At 73.4% G+C, this 21,026-nt stretch carries 20 protein-coding genes; 15 read left to right on the forward strand and 5 right to left on the reverse strand.

Going from position 1 to position 21,026, the window contains the following annotated elements; genetic code table 11:
- Nucleotides 1-6 precede the first annotated feature (6 nt).
- A complete protein-coding gene (locus PIR53_04105) occupies nt 7-495 on the reverse strand; it encodes a metallopeptidase family protein (protein ID WZH53181.1) in 489 nt (162 codons plus the stop codon).
- A 67-nt stretch (nt 496-562) separates the two neighbouring features.
- Between PIR53_04105 and PIR53_04110 the strand changes: the two genes are divergently transcribed.
- The 14 genes from PIR53_04110 (at nt 563) to secA (ending at nt 17,358) form a co-directional block, all read left to right on the forward strand.
- Complete coding sequence (locus tag PIR53_04110) at nt 563-1,000, forward strand: DUF3499 domain-containing protein (protein ID WZH53182.1); 438 nt, start codon at nt 563-565, stop codon at nt 998-1,000.
- Nucleotides 1,001-1,069: 69 nt separating this feature from the next.
- A complete protein-coding gene (locus PIR53_04115) occupies nt 1,070-2,443 on the forward strand; it encodes a phosphomannomutase/phosphoglucomutase (GenBank protein WZH53183.1) in 1,374 nt (457 codons plus the stop codon).
- Nucleotides 2,440-2,613: a Trm112 family protein gene (locus tag PIR53_04120; GenBank protein ID WZH53184.1), complete on the forward strand. Its 174-nt coding sequence runs from the start codon at nt 2,440-2,442 to the stop codon at nt 2,611-2,613. The genes PIR53_04115 and PIR53_04120 overlap by 4 nt, the downstream gene beginning before the upstream one ends.
- Nucleotides 2,614-2,627: 14 nt before the next feature.
- On the forward strand, nt 2,628-3,653 hold the full coding sequence (locus PIR53_04125) for an SIS domain-containing protein (protein WZH53185.1): 1,026 nt from the start codon (nt 2,628-2,630) through the stop codon (nt 3,651-3,653).
- A 76-nt stretch (nt 3,654-3,729) separates the two neighbouring features.
- Complete coding sequence (locus PIR53_04130) at nt 3,730-4,665, forward strand: DUF808 domain-containing protein (GenBank protein ID WZH53186.1); 936 nt, start codon at nt 3,730-3,732, stop codon at nt 4,663-4,665.
- 110 nt (nt 4,666-4,775) lie between these two features.
- A complete protein-coding gene (ahcY, locus tag PIR53_04135; GenBank protein WZH53187.1) occupies nt 4,776-6,212 on the forward strand; it encodes an adenosylhomocysteinase in 1,437 nt (478 codons plus the stop codon).
- Between the two features lie 90 nt (nt 6,213-6,302).
- Nucleotides 6,303-7,025, forward strand: a complete 723-nt coding sequence (gene mtrA / locus PIR53_04140) for an MtrAB system response regulator MtrA (GenBank protein ID WZH53188.1) — start codon at nt 6,303-6,305, stop codon at nt 7,023-7,025.
- 4 nt (nt 7,026-7,029) lie between these two features.
- Nucleotides 7,030-8,691: an MtrAB system histidine kinase MtrB gene (gene mtrB, locus PIR53_04145; protein ID WZH53189.1), complete on the forward strand. Its 1,662-nt coding sequence runs from the start codon at nt 7,030-7,032 to the stop codon at nt 8,689-8,691.
- A complete protein-coding gene (locus PIR53_04150; protein ID WZH53190.1) occupies nt 8,688-10,439 on the forward strand; it encodes an LpqB family beta-propeller domain-containing protein in 1,752 nt (583 codons plus the stop codon). The genes mtrB and PIR53_04150 overlap by 4 nt, the downstream gene beginning before the upstream one ends.
- Before the next feature lie 139 nt (nt 10,440-10,578).
- A complete protein-coding gene (locus tag PIR53_04155; GenBank protein ID WZH53191.1) occupies nt 10,579-11,340 on the forward strand; it encodes a ComF family protein in 762 nt (253 codons plus the stop codon).
- A gap of 397 nt (nt 11,341-11,737) precedes the next feature.
- Entirely contained in the window at nt 11,738-12,445 is a 708-nt protein-coding gene (gene raiA, locus PIR53_04160; GenBank protein WZH53192.1) for a ribosome-associated translation inhibitor RaiA, read from the forward strand.
- Nucleotides 12,446-12,488: 43 nt separating this feature from the next.
- Nucleotides 12,489-13,184 carry a response regulator transcription factor gene (locus tag PIR53_04165; protein WZH53193.1) on the forward strand — a complete coding sequence of 232 codons (696 nt, stop codon included), beginning with the start codon at nt 12,489-12,491 and terminating at the stop codon, nt 13,182-13,184.
- On the forward strand, nt 13,181-14,401 hold the full coding sequence (locus PIR53_04170) for a winged helix DNA-binding domain-containing protein (protein ID WZH53194.1): 1,221 nt from the start codon (nt 13,181-13,183) through the stop codon (nt 14,399-14,401). The genes PIR53_04165 and PIR53_04170 overlap by 4 nt, the downstream gene beginning before the upstream one ends.
- A gap of 125 nt (nt 14,402-14,526) precedes the next feature.
- Nucleotides 14,527-17,358, forward strand: a complete 2,832-nt coding sequence (secA, locus tag PIR53_04175; protein ID WZH53195.1) for a preprotein translocase subunit SecA — start codon at nt 14,527-14,529, stop codon at nt 17,356-17,358.
- A gap of 76 nt (nt 17,359-17,434) precedes the next feature.
- On the opposite strand, the gene PIR53_04180 is transcribed toward secA, so the two are convergent.
- Together PIR53_04180 and PIR53_04185 are read right to left on the reverse strand one after the other, a co-directional pair.
- Entirely contained in the window at nt 17,435-18,034 is a 600-nt protein-coding gene (locus PIR53_04180) for an Rv3235 family protein (GenBank protein ID WZH53196.1), read from the reverse strand.
- Nucleotides 18,035-18,044: 10 nt separating this feature from the next.
- A complete protein-coding gene (locus PIR53_04185) occupies nt 18,045-18,794 on the reverse strand; it encodes a LysM domain-containing protein (protein ID WZH53197.1) in 750 nt (249 codons plus the stop codon).
- A gap of 135 nt (nt 18,795-18,929) precedes the next feature.
- Here PIR53_04185 and PIR53_04190 point away from each other — a divergent pair, with 135 nt between their 5' ends.
- Nucleotides 18,930-19,493, forward strand: coding sequence for a hypothetical protein (locus PIR53_04190; protein ID WZH53198.1), 564 nt, complete (start codon nt 18,930-18,932; stop codon nt 19,491-19,493).
- Between the two features lie 30 nt (nt 19,494-19,523).
- Here PIR53_04190 and PIR53_04195 read toward each other — a convergent pair whose 3' ends face one another.
- On the reverse strand, nt 19,524-19,853 hold the full coding sequence (locus PIR53_04195) for a sec-independent translocase (GenBank protein WZH53199.1): 330 nt from the start codon (nt 19,851-19,853) through the stop codon (nt 19,524-19,526).
- A 1-nt stretch (nt 19,854) separates the two neighbouring features.
- Nucleotides 19,855-21,018: a P-loop NTPase gene (locus tag PIR53_04200; protein ID WZH53200.1), complete on the reverse strand. Its 1,164-nt coding sequence runs from the start codon at nt 21,016-21,018 to the stop codon at nt 19,855-19,857.
- Nucleotides 21,019-21,026: the final 8 nt, after the last annotated feature.

The raw sequence follows: 21,026 nt of genomic DNA on the forward strand, positions 1-21,026 counted from the left end.
CGGCGCTCAGGCCTCCGGGTCGTAGTCCGGGTCGACGGTCTCGGGGCTGACGCCGAGCAGCTCGGCGAGCTGCTCGGTGGCGACCCGGCGCACGAGCTCCTCGAGGTCCAGCCGCGTCTCGCTGCGCCGTTCGAGGGGACGGCGGAAGAACACGACCCGCGGCGGGTGGTCGGCGGTGGCCGCCACGACGGAGGCGAGGGGAGCCTCGTCCGTCCAGCCGTCGGGCAGCAGCGGCATCTCCTCGACGACGTACTCCAGCTCGCCGAGCTCCGCGCGCCACGGCGCGTCGACGTGCCCGACGACGCCGAGCACGATGCGGTCGAAGCGCTGGCTGCGGGTGGGGCGCGGGTCGCGCACGCCGGGGGAGGGGACGAGGCCGGGGCCGCGTCCGCCGCGCCCGTGCCGGTCGCGCCGACGGGGTCGGTACGCCGCGGTCGCGGGCTCCTCCGGACCGGGTCCCGGACCGGGATCGGGGGCGTCCCCGTGCTGCGTCACCGACATCTCCTCTCGTCGGCCGCGAGCCTAGTCCGGTGGTGACCCAGGACGGCGTACGGTGCTCCCCGTGAGGTCAGCCCGTCGTTGTTCGCGCACCGCCTGCGGTCGTCCCGCGGCCATGACGCTGACGTACGTCTACTCCGACCAGACCGCCGTGCTCGGCCCGCTGTCGACGACCGCGGAGCCGCACGCCTACGACCTGTGCGAGCAGCACTCGGAGCGGCTCTCGGCCCCCCGCGGCTGGGAGGTGCTGCGGCTCGCCAGCGTGCCGTCGGCGCCGGTGCACACCGACGACGACCTCCTGGCGCTGGCGGACGCCGTGCGCGAGGCCGCGGTCCGTCCGACCGTCCCGGCGGCGCGGCCGCCGCACGTCGTGCCGCACGACCGCCCGACGTACGCCGAGGAGGAGCCCCGCGGGACCCGACCCGGCCCCGCGGGACGGCCCGAGCGCGGCGAGCGCCGCGGCCACCTCCGCGTGCTGGAGACGGACCCCACACCGCGCTGACCGACGGAGCGACGGGGCACCGGCCCGGTCCGCACCCGGGGGTTCCCCGCATGCCCTAGGCTCCTCGCCATGGCGCCCAGCGGATCGCTCTCCCCGTCCAACCTCGCCGCCGTCTTCAAGGCCTACGACGTGCGGGGCACCGTCCCCGACCAGCTCGACGAGGAGTTCGCCCGCCGGGTGGGCGCCGCGTTCGTGCAGGTCACCGGTGCGCCCACGGTCGTCGTCGGTCACGACATGCGGCCCTCCTCGCCCGGCATGGCCGGCGCCTTCGCGCAGGGCGCGGCCGACCAGGGCGCCGACGTCGTGCTCATCGGCCTGGCCTCGACCGACCAGCTCTACTTCGCCTCGGGCCACCTCGGCCACGCGGGCGCGATGTTCACGGCGAGCCACAACCCGGCGCAGTACAACGGCATCAAGATGTGCCGCGCCAACGCGGTGCCGATCGGCACCGAGACCGGTCTCTCCGAGATCCGCGACCTCGTCGGCGGGGACGAGCCGGCGCCTGCCGCACGCACCGGCAGCATCTCCGAGCACGACGTCCTCGCGGCGTACGCGGCGCACGTGCTCTCCCTCGCCCCCGTGACCGGGCGGAAGCTCGAGGTCGTCGTCGACGCGGGCAACGGCATGGCCGGCCTGACGGCCCCGGCCGTCTTCGAGCGCCTCGAGGACGTCGTCGACCTGGTGCCGATGTACTTCGAGCTCGACGGCTCCTTCCCCAACCACGAGGCCAACCCGATCGACCCGGAGACCCTGGTCGACCTCCAGGCCCGCGTGCTCGCGGAGGGCGCCGACATCGGCCTCGCCTTCGACGGCGACGCCGACCGCTGCTTCCTCGTCGACGAGCAGGGCCGGGCGGTCTCGCCCTCGACGCTGACGGCGCTCATCGCCGACCGCGAGCTGGCCCGCGTGCCGGGCTCCAACGTCATCCACAACCTCATCACCTCGAAGGCCGTGCCGGAGATCGTGACCGAGAAGGGCGGCACGCCGGTGCGCACCCGCGTGGGGCACTCCTACATCAAGGCCACGATGGCCGAGACCGACGCCGTCTTCGGCGGCGAGCACTCGGGCCACTTCTACTTCCGCGACTTCTGGCGCGCCGACTCGGGCATGCTCGCGGCGCTGCACGCGCTGTCCGCGCTCGCGGAGACCGACGTCCCGCTCTCGCAGCTGCTGGCGGACTACGAGCGCTACCCCATGAGCGGCGAGATCAACTCCACCGTGGCCGACCAGACCGCGGTGCTCACGCAGCTCGAGGAGACGTACGGCGCGCAGGACGGCGTGACGATCGACAAGCTCGACGGGCTCACCGTCGACGGCGGCGACTGGTGGTTCAACGTGCGCGCCTCCAACACCGAGCCGCTGCTGCGTCTCAACGTTGAGGGCAAGGACGAGGCGACGATGACCGACGTGCGCGACCGCGTGCTGGCGGTGATCCGCGGATGAGCGCCGCCATCGATCCCACCCTGCGCCGCATCATCGTCTGCCCGAACTGCCGCGGCGAGCTGGTCGACGGTGCCGAGGGCGCCGAGCTGGTCTGCACCGACTGCGGCTACGGCTACCCCGTCCGCGACGGCATCCCGGTGCTGCTCGTCGACGAGGCCCGCCGGGCCTGAGCCGGAGCACCGCCGTGTGGTTCGACGAGTCCCGCCTCGACGACGAGCGGGCGCTGGCCGGGATCGACCCGCTCCTGCGGTCGCTCGCGGAGGCGGGCTCACGCGTGCGCCGCGAGGCGCAGGTCGCCCTCGACCTGGCCCCGGAGAAGGTGCACGAGGCCCGGTCCCGGCCCCGCCCCCGCGCGGTCGTGGTCGCCGGCACCGGCTCCCGTCTGCTCCGTGACGTGCTCGAGGGCAGCTGCCCGGTGCCGTTCGTCGCGTGGCCCGGCCCCGGACTGCCCGGCTGGGTGGGCTCGCTCGACCTGGTCGTGATGCTCGCCCCGGCGGGCTCCGACGTGACCGCGGCCGCCGCGGTCGCCGAGGCGGTGCGCCGCGGGGCCGACGTGCTCGTGGCCTGCCCGCCCGGCTCGCTCGTCGCGGAGCACGCGGTCGGACGCGACGTCCTGGTGCTCCCGGTCGGCACCGGCGACCCGTTGGCCGTCGCGGTCGTGGTGCTGGACCTCCTGGCCTCCGCGGGACTGGGGCGGGCCGCCGACGCGGACGACGTCGCCGGGGCCCTCGACGACGTCGCGGTGCGCTGCTCGCCGCACCGCGACATCGCGGCCAACCCGGCCAAGGAGGTCGCGCTGGGGCTGGCGGACGCCCAGCCGGTGCTCTGGGGCGGGAGCGCCCTGGCGGCCCGGGCGGCGCGCCGGGTGGCCGAGGAGCTGCGCCGGGTCACCGGTCGCTCCGTCCTGGCCGACGACGCCGAGGAGGTGCTGCCGGTCATCGAGGCCGCCCGGCCCCGCGACGTCTTCGCCGACCCGTTCGCCGACGGGGGAGCGGTGTCCCGCCCGACGCTCGTGGTGCTCGACGACGGCGACGAGGCGGCCGTCGTGCGGGAGCAGGCGGGCCGGCTCCGGGCGGCAGCCGCGGCCCACGACGTGCGGGTCGTGGAGATCGGGAGCGAGGCCCGCAGCGACGTCGCCCGGCACGCGTCCCTCATCCTGCAGGGACGCTACGTCGCGGCGTACCTGGGTCTCGGGCTGGTCCCCGACTGAGACCCGTCGCGGGGCCGACGCTCTAGAGTCGTCCCGTGACGATCTCGCGGACGCGCCCGACCCCGGACGGTGACCGATGAGCGGCGGCCTCTTCGCCCTGCTGGACGACGTGGCCGCGCTGGCGCGCCTCGCGGCGGCGTCCGTGGACGACGTGGGCGCGGCCGCGGGCCGGGCGAGCATCAAGGCGGCCGGTGTCGTCGTGGACGACACGGCGGTGACACCGCAGTACGTCCAGGGGGTCGCGGCCGAGCGGGAGCTGCCCATCGTGAAGCGGATCGCGATCGGCTCCCTGCGCAACAAGATCCTCATCATCCTGCCGCTCGCCCTGCTGCTCAGCCAGTTCCTGCCGTGGCTCCTCACCCCGATCCTCATGGCCGGCGGTGCGTTCCTCTGCTTCGAGGGCGCCGAGAAGATCTGGGGGAAGGTCGCGGGCCACGCCTCCCACGAGAAGACGATCGAGGCCGGCCCCGACGCGGAGAAGACCCTCGTCGCCGGCGCAATCCGCACCGACCTCATCCTCTCCGCCGAGATCATGGTCATCTCGCTCAACGAGGTCGCCGAGGAGCCGTTCCTCTCCCGCCTCGCGATCCTGCTGGTGGTCGCGGTCGGCATCACCGTGCTCGTCTACGGCGTCGTGGCCGTCATCGTGAAGATGGACGACGTCGGACTCGCGCTGGCGCAGCGCCCCTCGGCCGCGGCCCAGAAGGTCGGCACGGGCCTCGTCCGGGCGATGCCGGGGCTCCTCGCGGTCATCGCCGTCGTCGGCACCGCCGCGATGCTCTGGGTCGGCGGCCACATCCTGCTGGTCGGGGTGGACGACCTGGGCTGGCACGCGCCGTACGAGCTCGTGCACCACCTCGAGGTCGCCGTCCACGATGCCCTCGGTGCGGTCGGCGCGGTCGCCGGCTGGATCGTCAACACGGCGCTGTCGGCCGTGGTCGGCCTCGTCGTCGGCGCGCTCGTCGTCGTGGTCGTCCACCTCGTGGGTCGTCTGCGTCACGCGGATTCCTGAAACGCGCGGAGGGCGGCCTACGCTGGTGCGGTCCGCGTCGGGAGATCCCGGAGATGCGCAGATGCGCAGGCGCGTGGCTCTGGCTCCACCCTGTTCGAGGAGACACACCGATGGACTTCAAGGTCGCCGACCTCTCCCTGGCCGCCTTCGGCCGCAAGGAGATCGAGCTCGCCGAGCACGAGATGCCCGGCCTGATGGCGATGCGCGAGCGCTTCGGCGACGCGCAGCCGCTCCAGGGCGCCCGGATCGCCGGGTCGCTGCACATGACCGTCCAGACGGCGGTGCTGATCGAGACGCTCGCCGCGCTCGGTGCCGACATCCGCTGGGCCACCTGCAACATCTTCTCCACCCAGGACCACGCCGCCGCTGCGGTCGTCGTCGGCCCGCCGGCCAAGGGCGGCACGCCGGAGGACCCGAAGGGCGTGCCGGTCTTCGCCTGGAAGGGCGAGTCGCTGGCCGAGTACTGGGACGAGGCCGAGAAGGTCTTCGACTTCGCCGAGGGCGGCCCCAACATGCTGCTCGACGACGGCGGCGACATCACGCTGCTGCTGCACAAGGGCGTGGAGTTCGAGAAGGCCGGCGTCGTGCCGCCGCTCGACTCGACCGACAACGAGGAGTACAAGGAGGTCCTCCGGGTCCTCGCGCGCTCCCTCGAGGCCGACCCGCAGCGCTGGACGAAGCGCGCTCCGATGGTCAAGGGCGTCTCCGAGGAGACCACGACGGGCGTGCTGCGCCTCTACGAGCGCTTCAAGGAGGGCTCGCTCCTCTTCCCGGCGATCAACGTCAACGACTCGGTCACCAAGAGCAAGTTCGACAACAAGTACGGCTGCCGCCACTCGCTCATCGACGGCATCAACCGCGCCACCGACGTCATGATCGGCGGCAAGGTCGCCGTGGTGTGCGGCTACGGCGACGTCGGCAAGGGCTCCGCCGAGTCCCTCCGCGGCCAGGGCGCGCGCGTCATCGTCACCGAGATCGACCCGATCTGCGCGCTGCAGGCCGCGATGGACGGCTACGAGGTCAAGCGTCTCGAGTCCGTCGTCGAGATCGCCGACATCTTCGTGACGACGACCGGCAACTTCAACATCATCCGCACGGAGCACTTCGAGCGGATGAAGCACCAGGCGATCGTCGGCAACATCGGTCACTTCGACAACGAGATCGACATGGCCGGCCTGGCGAAGATCCCCGGCATCGTCAAGGACGAGATCAAGCCGCAGGTCCACCAGTGGATCTTCCCGGACGGCAAGAAGATCATCGTCCTCTCCGAGGGTCGGCTGCTCAACCTGGGCAACGCGACGGGCCACCCGTCCTTCGTGATGAGCAACTCCTTCACCAACCAGGTGCTGGCGCAGATCGAGCTGTTCAGCAAGGCCGACGAGTACGAGCTCGGCGTGCACGTGCTCCCCAAGCACCTCGACGAGGAGGTCGCCCGGCTGCACCTCGACGCCCTCGGCGTCGAGCTCACCGAGCTGACCAAGGAGCAGGCCGCCTACCTCGGCGTCGACGTGGCCGGCCCCTACAAGTCGGACCACTACCGCTACTGAGGGCCCTGATCCCGCGGGGATCCAACGCCGTTCCACCTCCACGACCGCCGTCCCCGCACCTGCGGGGACGGCGGTTGTCATACTTGGCGGGTGACCAGCACTGACCGCGCGGCCTCCGGCACCGCCGATCCCGACAGCCGCGGGCGCGTGCTCGTCGTCGACGACGACGCGTCGCTGGCGGAGATGCTCACCATCGTGCTGCGCCAGGAGGGATTCGAGCCGGCCGTCTGCCTGCGGGGCGACGAGGCCCTCGCCGCGGTGCGGGAGTTCCGTCCCGACGTGCTCCTCCTCGACGTCATGCTGCCGGGCAAGGACGGCATCGAGGTCTGCCGCGAGGTGCGCGCCGAGTCGGGCGTGCCCATCGTGATGCTGACCGCGAAGGGCGACACCGTCGACGTCGTCGTGGGCCTCGAGTCGGGTGCGGACGACTACGTGGTGAAGCCGTTCAAGCCCAAGGAGCTCGTGGCCCGCATCCGTGCCCGCGTGCGGCGCCTCGACGCCCCCGTGCAGGAGACCCTCGCCATCGGCGACCTCACGATCGACGTCGCGGGGCACCAGGTGTCGCGCGGGGACGAGGTCATCAGCCTCACGCCGCTGGAGTTCGACCTCCTCGTCTGCCTCGCCCGCAAGCCGTGGCAGGCGTTCAGCCGGGAGGTGCTCCTCGAGGAGGTGTGGGGCTACCGCCACGCGGCGGACACCCGTCTCGTCAACGTGCACGTCCAGCGGCTGCGCTCGAAGGTCGAGCACGACCCCGAGCGTCCCGAGATCGTCCTGACGGTGCGCGGCGTGGGCTACAAGGCAGGGCCGTCCTGATCCCGTGCTGACGCCCCGCCTGGCCCCGCTGGCACGCCGGCTGCCGCGCCGGTCCCCCCGACCACCGGGGTCGGCGACCGGGGGCGGGATCGGCGCGGCGGTCGGCCGCGCGCTGACGATCTGGCGCCGTTCCGTCTCCGCGCGCGTCGTGGTCTCGACCGTGCTGCTCTCGACGGTCGTGGTGGGCGCCGTGAGCTGGCTGCTCGTGGTGCAGGTGCGCGACGGCCTCCTCGACGACCGGGTGCGCGCGGCCACCGCGGAGGCTGAGACGGAGACCGTGCAGGCGGTCGACCGGCTGGTCGGGGGGTCCGACTTCGACGTGGCCAGCCAGCTCGAGCTGGTCGCAGCGCCGTTGAGCCAGCGCGGCGCGGTGCGGGGCTACGAGGTGCTGGTCGCGCGCTCCGACGCCGACCCGGCCAGCGACCTGACGACGAGCGGCTCCATCTCCTCGCCGGACCTCGACCTGACGAGCGTGCCCCGCTCGCTGCGCGAGCACTTCACGGGCAGCGCCCAGCTGGCCTGGGCCTGGACGAGCCTGCGGACGGCCGACGACGGCGTCACCTCCGAGGTGCCGGGCATCGTGGTCGGCACGCAGGTGCAGCTCCCGGCCGACGGCCGCCCCTACACCCTCTACCTGCTGTTCCCCATGGAGCAGGAGCAGGAGACCCTCGCCCTGGTGACCCGCTCGGTGCTCGTCGCCGACGCGCTCCTGGTGGTGCTCATCGGCGGTGTCACCTACCTCGTCGCCCGCCAGGTCGTCACCCCGATCCGGCTCGCCCGCAAGGTCGCCGAGCGGCTCGCCGCCGGACGGCTCCAGGAGCGCCTGCGGGTGTCCGGGCAGGACGACCTCGCCCGCCTCGCGTCGTCGTTCAATCAGATGGCCTCCAACCTCCAGCGCCAGATCCAGCAGCTCGAGGAGCTCAGCCGCGTGCAGCGCCGCTTCGTGGCCGACGTGTCCCACGAGCTCCGCACCCCGCTGACGACGGTGCGCATGGCCGGCGACATGCTCCACGACGCCCGCACCGACTTCGACCCGCCCACCGCCCGCGCCGCCGAGCTCCTCCAAGTCGAGCTCGACCGCTTCGAGCGGCTCCTCGGCGAGCTCCTCGAGATCAGCCGGTACGACGCGGGAGCGGTCGCCCTCGAGGTCGAGGACGTCGACCTGCGCGACGTGGTCGAGAGGGTCGTCCGCCAGACCGCGACCGTGGCCGCGGGCTCGGGCGTCCAGGTCGACGTGCGCGAGCCCGGGCGGCCCTGCGTGTGCGCGGCGGACGGGCGGCGCGTCGAGCGGATCGTGCGCAACCTGGTGACCAACGCGATCGACCACGCGGAGTCGCGCGACGTGGTCATCACCGTCGACGCCGACGAGCACAGCGCGGCCATCGCGGTGCGGGACTACGGCGTCGGGCTGGCGCCGGGGGAGTCGGCCATGGTGTTCAACCGGTTCTGGCGGGCCGACCCGGCACGCGCCCGCACGTCGGGCGGCACGGGCCTCGGCCTGTCGATCGCGCTGGAGGACGCCCACCTCCATGGCGGCTGGCTCCAGGCGTGGGGCACCCCCGGCGGGGGCGCCCAGTTCCGGTTGACGCTGCCGCGCCACTCCGGCGACCAGCTGCGGCACAGCCCGATCCCGCTCCTCCCTGCCGACGCGGAGCCGGTCCGGTGAGGGCGGACGCGCGCCGTACGCATCGGCGTCCCGCGCTGCGCGCCCTGCTGGCCGCGGTGCTCGCCTCGGCGCTGGCCGTGCTCCTGCTGGCCGGGTGCGTGCGTCTGCCCGACTCGGGGGACGTGACGGTCCCCGACGACGTGCCCGACGGTGTCGGCGACGCGGCGGTCGACTACGTGCCGCCCGGCCCGACACCGGGGGAGACGCCCGACGAGATCGTGCAGCACTTCCTGGGCGCCATGCGGGCCACCTCGCTGCAGACGAGCGTGGCGCGGTCGTTCCTGACGGAGGCCACGGCCGAGGCATGGTCGCCGGAGCAGCGCACGATCGTCTACGAGGACGCGTCCCGCCCGACGAGCGGCACGACCGTCAGCGTCGACCTCCAGGGCAGCGCGAGCCTCGACGACCGGGGGCAGTGGGTCGGGGAGCCGAGCGGGGCCGACCGCACGGTCACCTTCGGCATGCAGCAGGAGGACGGGGAGTGGCGCATCGCCACCCTGCCCAACGCCCTGATCGTGCCGCTGACGTGGCTGGAGGCGCGCTACCAGCGGGCGGACCTCTACTTCCTCGACCCCTCGTCGCGCATCCTCGTGCCCACGCCGGTCTTCGTGCCGAGCGGGGAGCAGCTCGCGTCGCGGCTCGTCAACGCGCTCCTCGAGGGACCGCCGGACACGCTGACGGGCGTGGTCGACACCGCCCTCGGCGGGACGGGGCCCGGCACGACGGTCGAGGTGTCGTCGTCGGGCCTGGCCTCGATCCGGACGACCGGCGTCGACGGCGCGCCCGGGGCGCTGACGGAGCCCATGGTCGCCCAGCTGGCGTGGACGTTGCGCCAGGTGCCGTCCATCGTGCGGATCCGCGTGCTGGTCGACGACGTCGCGCTGCGGGTGCCCGACGGCGGCACCGACTTCGCGGTCGGTGCCGGACAGCGCTACACCCCCGACGTCGCCGGCGCCGACGCCGCGCTCTACGGGCTGGACGGCGACCAGGTCGTCGAGCTCGACGGGACCGCGACCGAGCCCGTGGCCGGCACCGAGGAGCTCCTCGGGACCGGGGTGCAGCGCCTGGCCGTCGACCTCTTCGGCACGCGCGTCGCCGCGCAGGTGGCGGACGGGTCGGTCGTGGTCGTCCCTCTCGACGACCCCGCGGCCCCGACCGCCCGCATCCCGGTCGAGGGCACCGCCCGCATGTCCTGGGACTTCGCCGGTCGCCTGTGGATCGCCGACGGGGACGACGAGGCGCGGCTGCGCGTCGTCAGCTCCGGCACGGTCACCTCGCTCGACGCGCCCGACCTGGTCGGGCAGCGCATCACGTCCCTCACGGTCTCGCGCGACGGGTCGCGGCTCGTCGCCGTGGTCGGTGTGCCGGGAGCGCAGCGGGTGGTCGTGTCGCGGGTGCGCTACGACGAGCGGGGCGGCGTCGCGGACGTCGTCGAGCCGGCCCAGGACCTCGCGGTCGACGCCGCGGGCCTCACGGTGCTCGACGTCGGCTGGCGCTCGGCGACGGAGGTCGTCGTGCTCGCCCGCATCGACGACACGCTGGTGCAGCTGCAGCGCGTGCCCGTCGACGGCTCCCCGGGCGCGGACGACGGCACGACGCTCCTCATGAGCGAGGCCGAGCGGCTCGTGACGTCCACCTCCCCGGGCACGCAGCTGCTCCTCGTCGGGCCGCAGCTCGTCGAGGAGTACGACGGAGCCCGCCTCGTCGCGTCCGACGCACGCGTCGCCGGTCTCACCTATCCCGGCTGAGTCCCGGCTGGCCCCCGGCTGGCCCCCGGCTGGCCCCGCCGGCCCGCTCGTCGTCCCCAGCCCCGCGTCGGGACGGACGTCTCCACCGGCGCGTGATCGCCCCGGACGTCGCCGGGCCGGGTGCGGTGGGATCGGTGTCGTGGGCACCGGCTGGTTCGTGGACGCGGCGACCGACCTCGTGACCGGCAGCGCGTGCGTCGGGTGCGCCCGCCCCGGCCGTCTGGTGTGTGCGCTCTGTGCGGCCACGCTGCCGGACCGGGGCGCGCCCGCGGTCGTCGACCCGTGGCCCGCCGGCCTGGTGCCGACGTGGGCGGGCGCCCCCCACGCCGACCTGGCCCGGGCCCTGGTGATCGGGCACAAGGAGCGGGGTCGCTGGGGCCTGCGCGCCCCGCTCGGCCGGCTGCTCGCCGCGGCGGTGGCCGCCGGCGTCGGGCCGCCGGGTGGTCGCCTGCTCCTCTGCGCCGTGCCGTCGCGGCCCGGCACGGTGCGGAGCCGGGGGCACGACGCGACGGGTGCGGTCGTCGCGCGGGCCGCCCGCACCCTGAGGGCGCAGGGGTACGACGCGGTCCGCGTCGACCTGCTCCGCTCGGGGCGGGCGCTCGACCAGGGCGACCTCGACGCGGCGGGCCGTGCCGTCAACCTGGTGGGCACGATGCGGTGCCCGGCGCACCTGCTGCGCGCTGCGGCGGCCCGGCACGGACGGGGCGCCGTGGTGCTGTGCGACGACGTGGTGACCACCGGGGCGACGCTGGTCGAGGCGGCGCGTGCGCTGGCGAGCAGCGGCGTACCACCGCTCCTCGCCGCGACGGTGACGTCCACGCCACGGCGAGGTGGACGGGGGACGAGGACTTCAGTGGATTCCCAGGCGCGTTCCCTTCCCCGCGTGGAGAGGGGCGACTAACGTCGTCGCATGGAGTCCGTCCGGGTCCGTGGTTGCGTCGCACCGACGCGCCGAGCCCCGTCAGGGGTGCGGTCACGGCGGTGCGGCAAGCCGATGCCAGTCGCAGGCGAAACGGCCCACGTAAGTCCGGCCCGGTCCGCCGGTGCCGGACGATCACGGTGCGGCTTAGACGTAAGTCCTGCCTCGCCCTCGTCGTCAGATGCGACGTCCGGCGGGAGAAGGTCGGTAGTGGCGGAGAAGCTGCGAACACCTCAGCAGGCGACTGTGGGGACGAAGACCAGGTCGGCCGGGCGGGCTCCATCCACCGGCGGGACGCGAGCCACCGTGGGTGGCCCGTGCGCGCGGCTGCAGGGCGGTCGCCCCCGCACCTGACACACCAACCACCAGGGAGGTTCGCATGGAGATCGTGGTCACCGGACGGCATGTCGAGGTGTCGGAGGGCTTCAGGTCCCACGTCGAGGAGAAGCTGGCTCGACTGGAGAAGCACGATCACCGCATCATCAGGGTGCAGGTGGAGGTCTCGGAGGAGAAGAACCCCCGTCAGGCCGACCGGTGCATGAAGGTGCAGCTCACCGCGTTCTCCAAGGGACCGGTGGTCCGGGCGGAGGCGTGCGCCGACCACAAGATGGGCGCTCTCGACGTCGCGCTGGACCGGATGGCCGCGCAGATGCGCCGGGCCGCCGACCGCCGCCGCATCCACCGCGGCCGCCACGTCCCGACCTCCGTCGCCCAGGCGCTCGCCGGCACCGGGGTGGTCGAGGAGCGGGCGGCGGACGACCTGGGCGACGCTCCTGCGGACGGCGCGCCCCAGCGGCGCCAGGTCGGGGGCATCGAGGTCGAGGGTGACGGCCCGCTGGTCGTGCGCGAGAAGGTGCACCCCGCCGAGCCCATGACGCTCGACCAGGCGCTCTACGAGATGGAGCTGGTCGGCCACGACTTCTACCTGTTCGTCGACAAGGCGAACGACCGCCCGTCGGTCGTCTACCGACGGCGGGGCTACGACTACGGCGTGATCGCGCTCGACCTCGACGGCGCCCTGGAGGGCGTCGACGGAGAGGTCGCCGGCGCCGGCGCCGGCGTGCTGGCGGGCCGCGCCGAGGCCTGAGAGACCGGCGGGGGAGGCGTCACGGCATGTCATGATGGCCTCCGTGACGCCCCCTCCCGCCGCCACCGACGGCACCTCGGGCACCGAGCCGGTGCGCGTGATCGTCGTCGACGACCAGGAGCTGTTCCGCCGCGGGCTCACCATGCTGCTCGGGATCGAGGAGGGCATCGAGGTCGTCGGCGAGGCGGGCGACGGCGAGGCCGGTCTCCGGCTCGCGTCGACGACCGCGCCCGACGTCGTGCTCCTCGACGTCCGGATGCCGAAGGGCTCCGGGATCGCGGCGTGCAAGGCGATCAAGGACGCGGTCCCCGCGACCAAGATCATCATGCTCACCGTCTCCGACGAGGAGGGTGACCTCTACGAGGCCGTGAAGAGCGGCGCGTCGGGCTACCTGCTGAAGGACTCCTCCATCGACGAGGTCGCGCAGGCCGTGCGGGTCGTCTCCGACGGCCAGTCGCTGATCAGCCCGTCGATGGCGGTCAAGCTCATCGACGAGTTCAAGCACATGTCGCGGGCCGAGAAGACGCCCGGCCCGTCGCTGAAGCTGACCGAGCGCGAGCTGCAGGTGCTCCGCCTCGTCGCGACGGGCATCAACAACCGCGAGGTCGGTCACCGGCTCGGCATCACCGACAACACGGTGAAGAACCACATGCGCAACATCCTGGAGAAGCTCCAGCTGCACTCGCGCATGGAGGCCGTCATGTACGCGGTGCGCGAGAAGCTGCTCGACGTACCGTGAGCCCCGCGGCCCCGGCCGGTCCCACGATCACCCTCGCGCAGGCGCGCCGGATCGCGCTCGCCGCGCAGGGGTTCGCCGACCCGCCCCACGCCAGCCCGACGATGCGCACGTTCGACCGGACGCTGCGACGCACCCGCGTGCTGCAGATCGACTCGGTGAGCGTCCTCCAGCGGGCGCACTACATGCCGCTCTACTCCCGCATGGGCCCCTACGACACCGGGCTGCTGGAGCGAGCGACGACCGGGCGTCCGCGCCGCATCGTGGAGTCCTGGGCGCACGAGGCGGCGTACCTGCCGGTGGAGCACTGGCCGTTGCAGCAGCTCCGGCGCGACGCCTGGCGGGAGCGGTACGCCGCGAGCGGCATCGGCGTCGAGGACCCGGCCCTCGTCGCGGAGGTGCGGCGGCGCGTCGCCGCGGAGGGCCCGGTGACGGCCCGCGAGCTCGACGACGGCCGCCCCCGTCGGCGCGACCACTGGGGCTGGAACTGGTCTGCCGCGAAGCAGGCGTTGGAGATGATGATGCGGACCGGCGACCTCGCCGTCGCCGGGCGCAACGCGGCCTTCGAGCGCCGCTACGACCTCCCGGAGCGCGTGCTGCCGCCCGAGGTGCTCGCCGCCCCCGTGCCGGAGCGGGCCGACGCGGTCCGCGCCCTGGTCGCCATGGCGGCCCGCAGCCACGGCGTGGCGACGGTCGCCTGCCTGGCGGACTACTACCGGATCGGCCAGCGGACGGCGGCGGTTGCGGTGCAGGAGCTCGTCGAGGCGGGCGAGCTGGAGCCGGTGGTGGTGCGCGGGTGGCCGGCCGCGACGTACCTGCACCGGGACGCCGCGCGACCCCGGCGCATCGACGCCCGCGCCCTGCTCAGCCCGTTCGACCCGGTCGTCTGGTTCCGGCCCCGCGCCGAGGCGCTCTTCGGCTTCCACTACCGCATCGAGATCTACACCCCGGCGCACCAGCGGGTGCACGGCTACTACGTGCTCCCGTTCCTCCTGGGCGACCGGCTCGTCGGGCGGGTCGACCTGCGGGCCGACCGACGCGGCCGCCGCCTCGAGGTGCTGGGAGCGTTCGCCGAGGCCGACGCGCCGCCGGCGACGGCGGCCGAGCTCGCCGCGGAGCTGCGCCGGCTGGCGGGCTGGCTCGCCCTGGACGACGTCGACGTCGCGCCGCACGGGGACCTCGCGCCCGCGCTGGCGGCCGAGATCGCCTCCGTGGCCTGACCTCGCGGGAGGGGTGCACGCGGCAGCCTCGTCGCGTGGGTAGCATGGCGAGCGCGTCCGTCGCGCCCCTGCGACGCCTGCACTGCGAAGCACCGCACACTGAACTAGCCACAGGAGTTCGATCCGTGGGGATCATCGACAAGCTGCTCCGAGCCGGCGAGGGCAAGATCATCCGCCAGCTCGAGGCGATCGCGTCCGCCGTCAACGCCATCGAGGACGACTACGTCGCGATGACCGACGAGGAGCTGCAGGGCCAGACGGCCGAGTTCAAGAAGCGGCTCGAGGAGGGCGAGACCCTCGACGACCTGCTGCCGGAGGCGTTCGCCGTCGTCCGTGAGGCCGCGAAGCGCGTGATCGGGCAGCGTCACTACGACGTGCAGATCATGGGCGGCGCGGCGCTGCACATGGGCAACATCGCGGAGATGAAGACCGGTGAGGGCAAGACCCTCGTCGCGACCCTCCCGACCTACCTCAACGCGCTGTCCGGCAAGGGCGTCCACGTCGTCACGGTCAACGACTACCTCGCGAAGTACCACGCGGAGTGGATGGGCCGGGTGCACCACTTCCTCGGCCTGACGACCGGCGTGATCCTGCCGTCGATGCGTCCCGAGGCCCGGCGCGCGGCCTACAACTGCGACATCACCTACGCGACCAACAACGAGCTCGGGTTCGACTACCTGCGCGACAACATGGCGACGTCGGTGTCCGACTGCGTGCAGCGCGGCCACAACTACGCGATCGTCGACGAGGTCGACTCGATCCTGGTCGACGAGGCCCGCACGCCGCTCATCATCTCCGGCCCCACGCAGGAGGAGGTGCGCTGGTACGGCGAGTTCGCGCGCATCGTGCAGAAGCTCGAGCGCGACGTGGACTACGAGGTCGACGAGAAGAAGCGCACCATCTCGGTGCTCGAGCCGGGCATCACGAAGGTCGAGGACCACCTCGGCATCGAGAACCTGTACGAGTCGGCGAACACGCCGCTCATCTCCTTCCTCAACAACTCGATCAAGGCCAAGGAGCTGTTCCGCCGCGACAAGGAGTACGTCGTGCAGAACGACGAGGTCCTCATCGTCGACGAGCACACGGGCCGCATGCTGTCGGGGCGCCGTTACAACGACGGCCTCCACCAGTCGATCGAGGCGAAGGAGGGCGTGAAGGTCCGCGAGGAGTACCAGACGCTCGCCACCATCACGCTGCAGAACTACTTCCGGCAGTACGACAAGCTCTCCGGCATGACCGGAACGGCCATGACCGAGGCCGCGGAGTTCGACAAGATCTACGAGCTGGGCGTCGTGCCGATCCGCACCAACAAGCCGCCGCAGCGCATCGACCAGCCCGACCTGGTCTACCGCACCGAGAAGGCCAAGTACGAGGCCGTCGTCGCGGACATCGAGGAGCGGCACCGCAAGGGCCAGCCCATCCTCGTGGGCACGGTGTCGGTCGAGAAGTCCGAGCTCCTGTCCTCGCTGCTCAAGAAGAAGAACATCCCGCACACGGTCCTCAACGCGAAGTACCACAGCGACGAGGCGAAAATCGTCGCGCAGGCCGGTCACAAGGGCGCCGTCACGGTGGCGACCAACATGGCGGGCCGCGGCACCGACATCATGCTCGGCGGCTCGGTCGAGTTCCTCGCCGACGCCGAGCTCCGCAAGAAGGGGCTCGACCCGGTCGACACGCCGGAGGAGTACGAGGCCGCGTGGCCCTCGACCCTCGAGCGCATCAAGAAGCAGGTCGAGGACGAGCACGACGAGGTCCGCGAGCTCGGCGGCCTCTACGTCATCGGCACCGAGCGCCACGAGTCCCGCCGCATCGACAACCAGCTCCGCGGTCGCTCCGGCCGCCAGGGCGACCCCGGCGAGTCGCGGTTCTACCTGTCGCTCGAGGACGAGCTCATGCGGCTCTTCAAGGCCGAGTGGGTCGACCGCGTCATGACCGTGATGCGGGTCCCCGACGACGTCCCGATCGAGGCGAAGCGCGTCACCAAGACGATCGCGAACGCGCAGGGCCAGGTCGAGGCGCAGAACTTCGAGTCGCGCAAGAACGTCCTCAAGTACGACGACGTGATGAGCCGCCAGCGCGAGGTCATCTACCGCGAGCGGCGTCAGGTGCTCGAGGGGGAGGACCTCTCGACGCAGGTGCGGGGCTTCATCGAGGACGTCGTGACGTCGTACGTGCTGTCGGCGACGCAGGAGTACCCGGAGGACTGGGACCTGCACGCCCTGTGGGGCGCGCTGCGCCAGCTCTACCCGGTGAGCCTCGAGATCGACGACCAGATCGAGAAGGCCGGCGGCTCCAAGGCGGGCCTGTCGCGCAACGAGCTGGCCGCCGACCTCGCGAAGGACGCCCTCGCGGCGTACGACCGTCGTGAGGCCGAGGTGGGCTCGGAGGTGCTGCGCGAGCTGGAGCGGCGCGTGGTGCTGACGGTGCTCGACCGCAAGTGGCGCGAGCACCTCTACGAGATGGACTACCTGCGCGAGGGCATCGGCCTGCGCTCGTACTCGCAGCGCGACCCGCTGGTCGAGTACCAGCGCGAGGGCTTCGACATGTTCGGCACCATGATGGACGCCATCAAGGAGGAGGCGGTCGGTTACCTGTTCAACCTGGAGGTCCAGGTGGAGGAGGAGCCGGCGGGCGAGGTCGTCGAGGGTGACGTCGCGCTCGAGGCCGACGGTGCGGACGGGTCCGACGGGGACGGCGCGGCTGTCGACCTCGACAAGAAGCCCGTCATCCGGGCCAAGGGCCTCGAGCCGGTGCGGCAGCCGCAGGGCCTGACCTACGCCGGTCCGTCGGAGGACGGCGAGGTCGTCGCCCGCCGTGACGCGGTGACGAAGGCCGACGACCCCTACGCGGACACCGGCCGCAACGACCTGTGCCCGTGCGGCTCCGGCAAGAAGTACAAGCGGTGCCACGGCGCGCCCGGCGGCCCGACCGGGCTGACGGCCCGCGTCAACGGCTGACCGTTCCGCACGTCCGACGGCCGCTTCCCCACCGGGGGAGCGGCCGTCGTCGTACGCGCGTCGGGTGCTGCGGCGGTCAGGCGAACTCCAGGGCCGTGCAGATCCACCGCTCCGCCCGCAGCTCGAAGCGGGCCGCGACGGCTCGGGACCGCCGGCCATAGCGCACGTGGGCGCTGACCTCGGCGACGTCGTCGGCCACGAAACCGGCGTGCACGCTGCGCACCTGGGGCCGCACGGCGTCGCGGGCCCGGCCCCCGCCGCGGACGCTGGCCCGGGCCACGAGGTGGCCCCGGCGGGTGAGGTCGGTGTGGACCGGTGCGGCCGTCCACCGCAGCAGCTGGCTGGCCGGGCGGTCGCCGCCCGCGATCTCGGCGGCCGCCTGCACGTAGCGGTGCGCCCAGCTCTCGAGACGGCGACGGCGGCGGAGGTCGACCCGCACCACGTCCGCACCCGGCCCGGCGACGGCGGGACCCGTGCGCTGCGGCGCCGGGGCCGGCGGGTCGAGCACGGGGACGAGGTCGAGGGCGAGGGTGCCCTGGACGGCGTCGCGGACCGGGCTGACCGGCCTCCGGCCCGCGAGCGGCACCACGCTGCCGCGCGGGGCGGGCTGGTGGCTGGGGTTCGTCGGGACGATCGGGCTGGTCGGGGACGTCGGGCGGCGGTCGGTCGTGGTCATCGGGTGCTCCTCACTCGCTCGGACGGGACAGGGCGCCCAGGTCGAGGCGCTGGCCGGGAAGGATCAGGTCGGGGTCGGGCCCGATGACGTCGGCGTTCGCGCGGTGCAGCGCCAGCGTCGCCTCGAGCGCGGCGGTGTCGTCCGCAGCGGGCGGGAGGTGGGCCGCTGCGATCGACCAGAGGTCGTCGCCGGTGACGACCACGTGGTGGGGGAGGTCCTCGTCGCCCGCGGGCCCGGGCCCGGGCCCGGTCCCGGCGTCGGCGGCCGTCGCCGGTCCCACCGCGGGGACGAGGCCGTCGGGGCGGTCGGGCAGCGGCAGGCCGTCGAGCAGCTCGGCCGTGGGCGAGGCGGCCCGCCCGCCGGCGAGGGCGCCCACGGCGCCTGCCGTCCCGACGGCGGTCTCACCCGTCGTGGAGGGGTCCGCCGCCGGCGCGGTCCCGGCTGTCGCGGGCTGGGCCAGGGCCACCGCGGTCGTCACGCCCAGGGCGAGCAGCACCCCGCGGCGGAGCACGACCGGGCAGCCGCGCCGGCGCCGCTCCGCGCCGCGGAGGGCGTCGATGCAGACGAGCACCACGAGCACCCAGCACCAGGGCGCCGCCACGAGGAGCGCCGTCGACGCCAGGGCGACGAGGAGGGCGTCGTACGTCGCGGGCGTGCCGCTCCCGGACAGGAGCGGGTCGACGACCGGTGCGACGCCCGGTAGGGCGAGCGCGACCGCGCTGACGAGGAGCAGGGAGGCGAGCAGCGCAACGACGGTCACCCGCCATCGCGCAACGCCGACGGTAGAGGACATCCCGAGACCTTTGCGTTTGCGTGCGTTTGCGTCATTCAACGCGCGCTCGCTCTCGTCGTCAAAGGGTTGTCCACAGGTGGCGGTGCCTGGCAGGCTCGCCCCGTGACCTCGGATGCGCGTCTCTTCGCCCTGTTCGACGAGCTCGAGCAGGAGGCGACGGCGGCCTACGACCGGGAGCGCGTCCTCGAGGTGGGGGACCGGAGCCGTGCGGAGTACCGCGCCGTGACGCTGGCCAGCCGCATCGTGGCGTCGGTGGACAGCGAGGTGGCGTTCGACGTGCAGGGCGTCGGCACGGTGCGGGGCGTCGTCGCCCGCACGGGTGACGGCTGGTGCCTCGTCCGGGCGGCGGCCGCGGACTGGGTGATCGCTCTCGCTGCCGTCGAGACCGTCCGGGGCGCCTCGGAGCGCTCGCGCCCGGAGGTCACGTGGTCACCGGTCCAGCGACTGGGCCTGGGCGCCGCGCTCCGCCGCCTCGCGGACGCCGAGACCGAGTGCGTGCTGCACCAGCGCAGCGGCGCGCGGCACGAGTGCGTCGTGCGGCGCGTGGGGGCCGACTTCGTCGAGGTCGCCGTGCGGGGCGGACGGGGTGGGCGGGAGCGCCGGACGGTGCTGGTCGCGACGTCGGCGGTCGCGGCCGTCCGCAGCGGCGTCGCGGCCGCGGTCTAGGTCGGGTCGGGTCGAGGCCCAGGCCGAGGTCTAGGTCGCGTCGGCGTCGTACGGCGGGACCTCGCCCGCAGCGAGCGGTCGCTGGCCGTCGCGCGCCGGCTTGTCCATCTCGTCCTCGGCCAGCGCCTCCATGATGTGCTTGCGCACGATGGTGCGGGGGTCGAGGTCGCGCAGCTCGAGGTCGGCGTACTCCGGGCCGAGCTCCGAGCGGAGGTCGTCCCGGGCGGTCCGCGCGAACCCGCGCAGCTGACGCACCATCTGACCGGCCTGCTTCGCCACCTGCGGGAGGCGCTCGGGTCCGAGCACCATCATCGCGACGAGCCCGATGACCGCGAGCTCGGGCAGGCCGATGCCGAACACGTCAGAACTTCGCGGTCGGCGTGAGCCCGAGCTGCATGCCCGCGAGCCCGCGGCCGCGCCCCGTCAGTCCCTGGGCGATCGCGAGCAGCTGCTGCGCCGCGGGTGTCGTCGGGTCGGACTCCACGATGGGCTTGCCCGCGTCCCCGCCCTCGCGCAGCGACGGGTCGAGCGGGATCCGGCCGAGCACGCGCACGTCGTACCCGAACCGCTGCGAGAGCGTCGCCGCCACGCGGTCGCCGCCGCCGCTGCCGAAGATCTCGAGCTTCTCGCCGGAGTCGGGGCTGACGAAGTAGCTCATGTTCTCGACGACGCCGACCACCCGCTGGTGCATCATCGACGCCATCGTGCCGGCGCGCTCGGCGACCTCCGCAGCCGCCTCCTGCGGGGTCGTCACGACGACGACCTCGGCGTTCGGCAGGTGCTGGCCCAGCGAGATCGCGATGTCGCCGGTGCCCGGGGGGAGGTCGAGGAGGAGCGCGTCGAGGTCGCCCCAGTAGACGTCGGAGAGCATCTGCACGAGCGCCCGGTCGAGCATGGGCCCGCGCCAGGCGACCACCTGGTCGCGGCGGGGCTTGAGCATGCCGATCGAGATCACGGAGACGCCCGACGGCGTCGGGACGGGCATGATCAGGTCGTCGACCTGGGTGGGGCGCGCGTCCGCCACGCCCAGCATCGCGGGGACCGAGTGTCCGTAGATGTCGGCGTCGACGATGCCCACCTTGAGGCCCTGCTGGGCCATGGCGAGCGCCAGGTTCACGGTCACCGACGACTTGCCGACGCCGCCCTTGCCGCTGGCGATGGCGAAGACCCGCGTCAACGAACCCGGCTGCGCGAAGGGGATCTCGCGCTGCGCCTGCCCCCCGCGGAGGGTCTCCTGCAGGCCCTGCCGCTGCTCGGCGTTCATCACGCCGAGCTCGATGTCGACCGAGGTGACGCCGGTGAGGCCGCCGACGGCCGCCGTCACGTCGCGGTTGATGGTGTCCTTGAGGGGGCAGCCCGCCACCGTCAGGAGGACCTTGACGTGCACGGCCCCGTCGGGGGACACCGCGACGTCGTCCACCATGCCGAGCTCGGTGATCGGTCGCTTGATCTCGGGGTCGTTCACGCGGGCGAGCGCGGCCGTGACCTGCTCGACGCTCGGCGTGCCCGTGGGGGTGCCACTCATGGACGCCA

Source organism: Nocardioides alkalitolerans, assembly GCA_038184435.1.
Lineage (GTDB): Bacteria > Actinomycetota > Actinomycetes > Propionibacteriales > Nocardioidaceae > Nocardioides > Nocardioides alkalitolerans_A.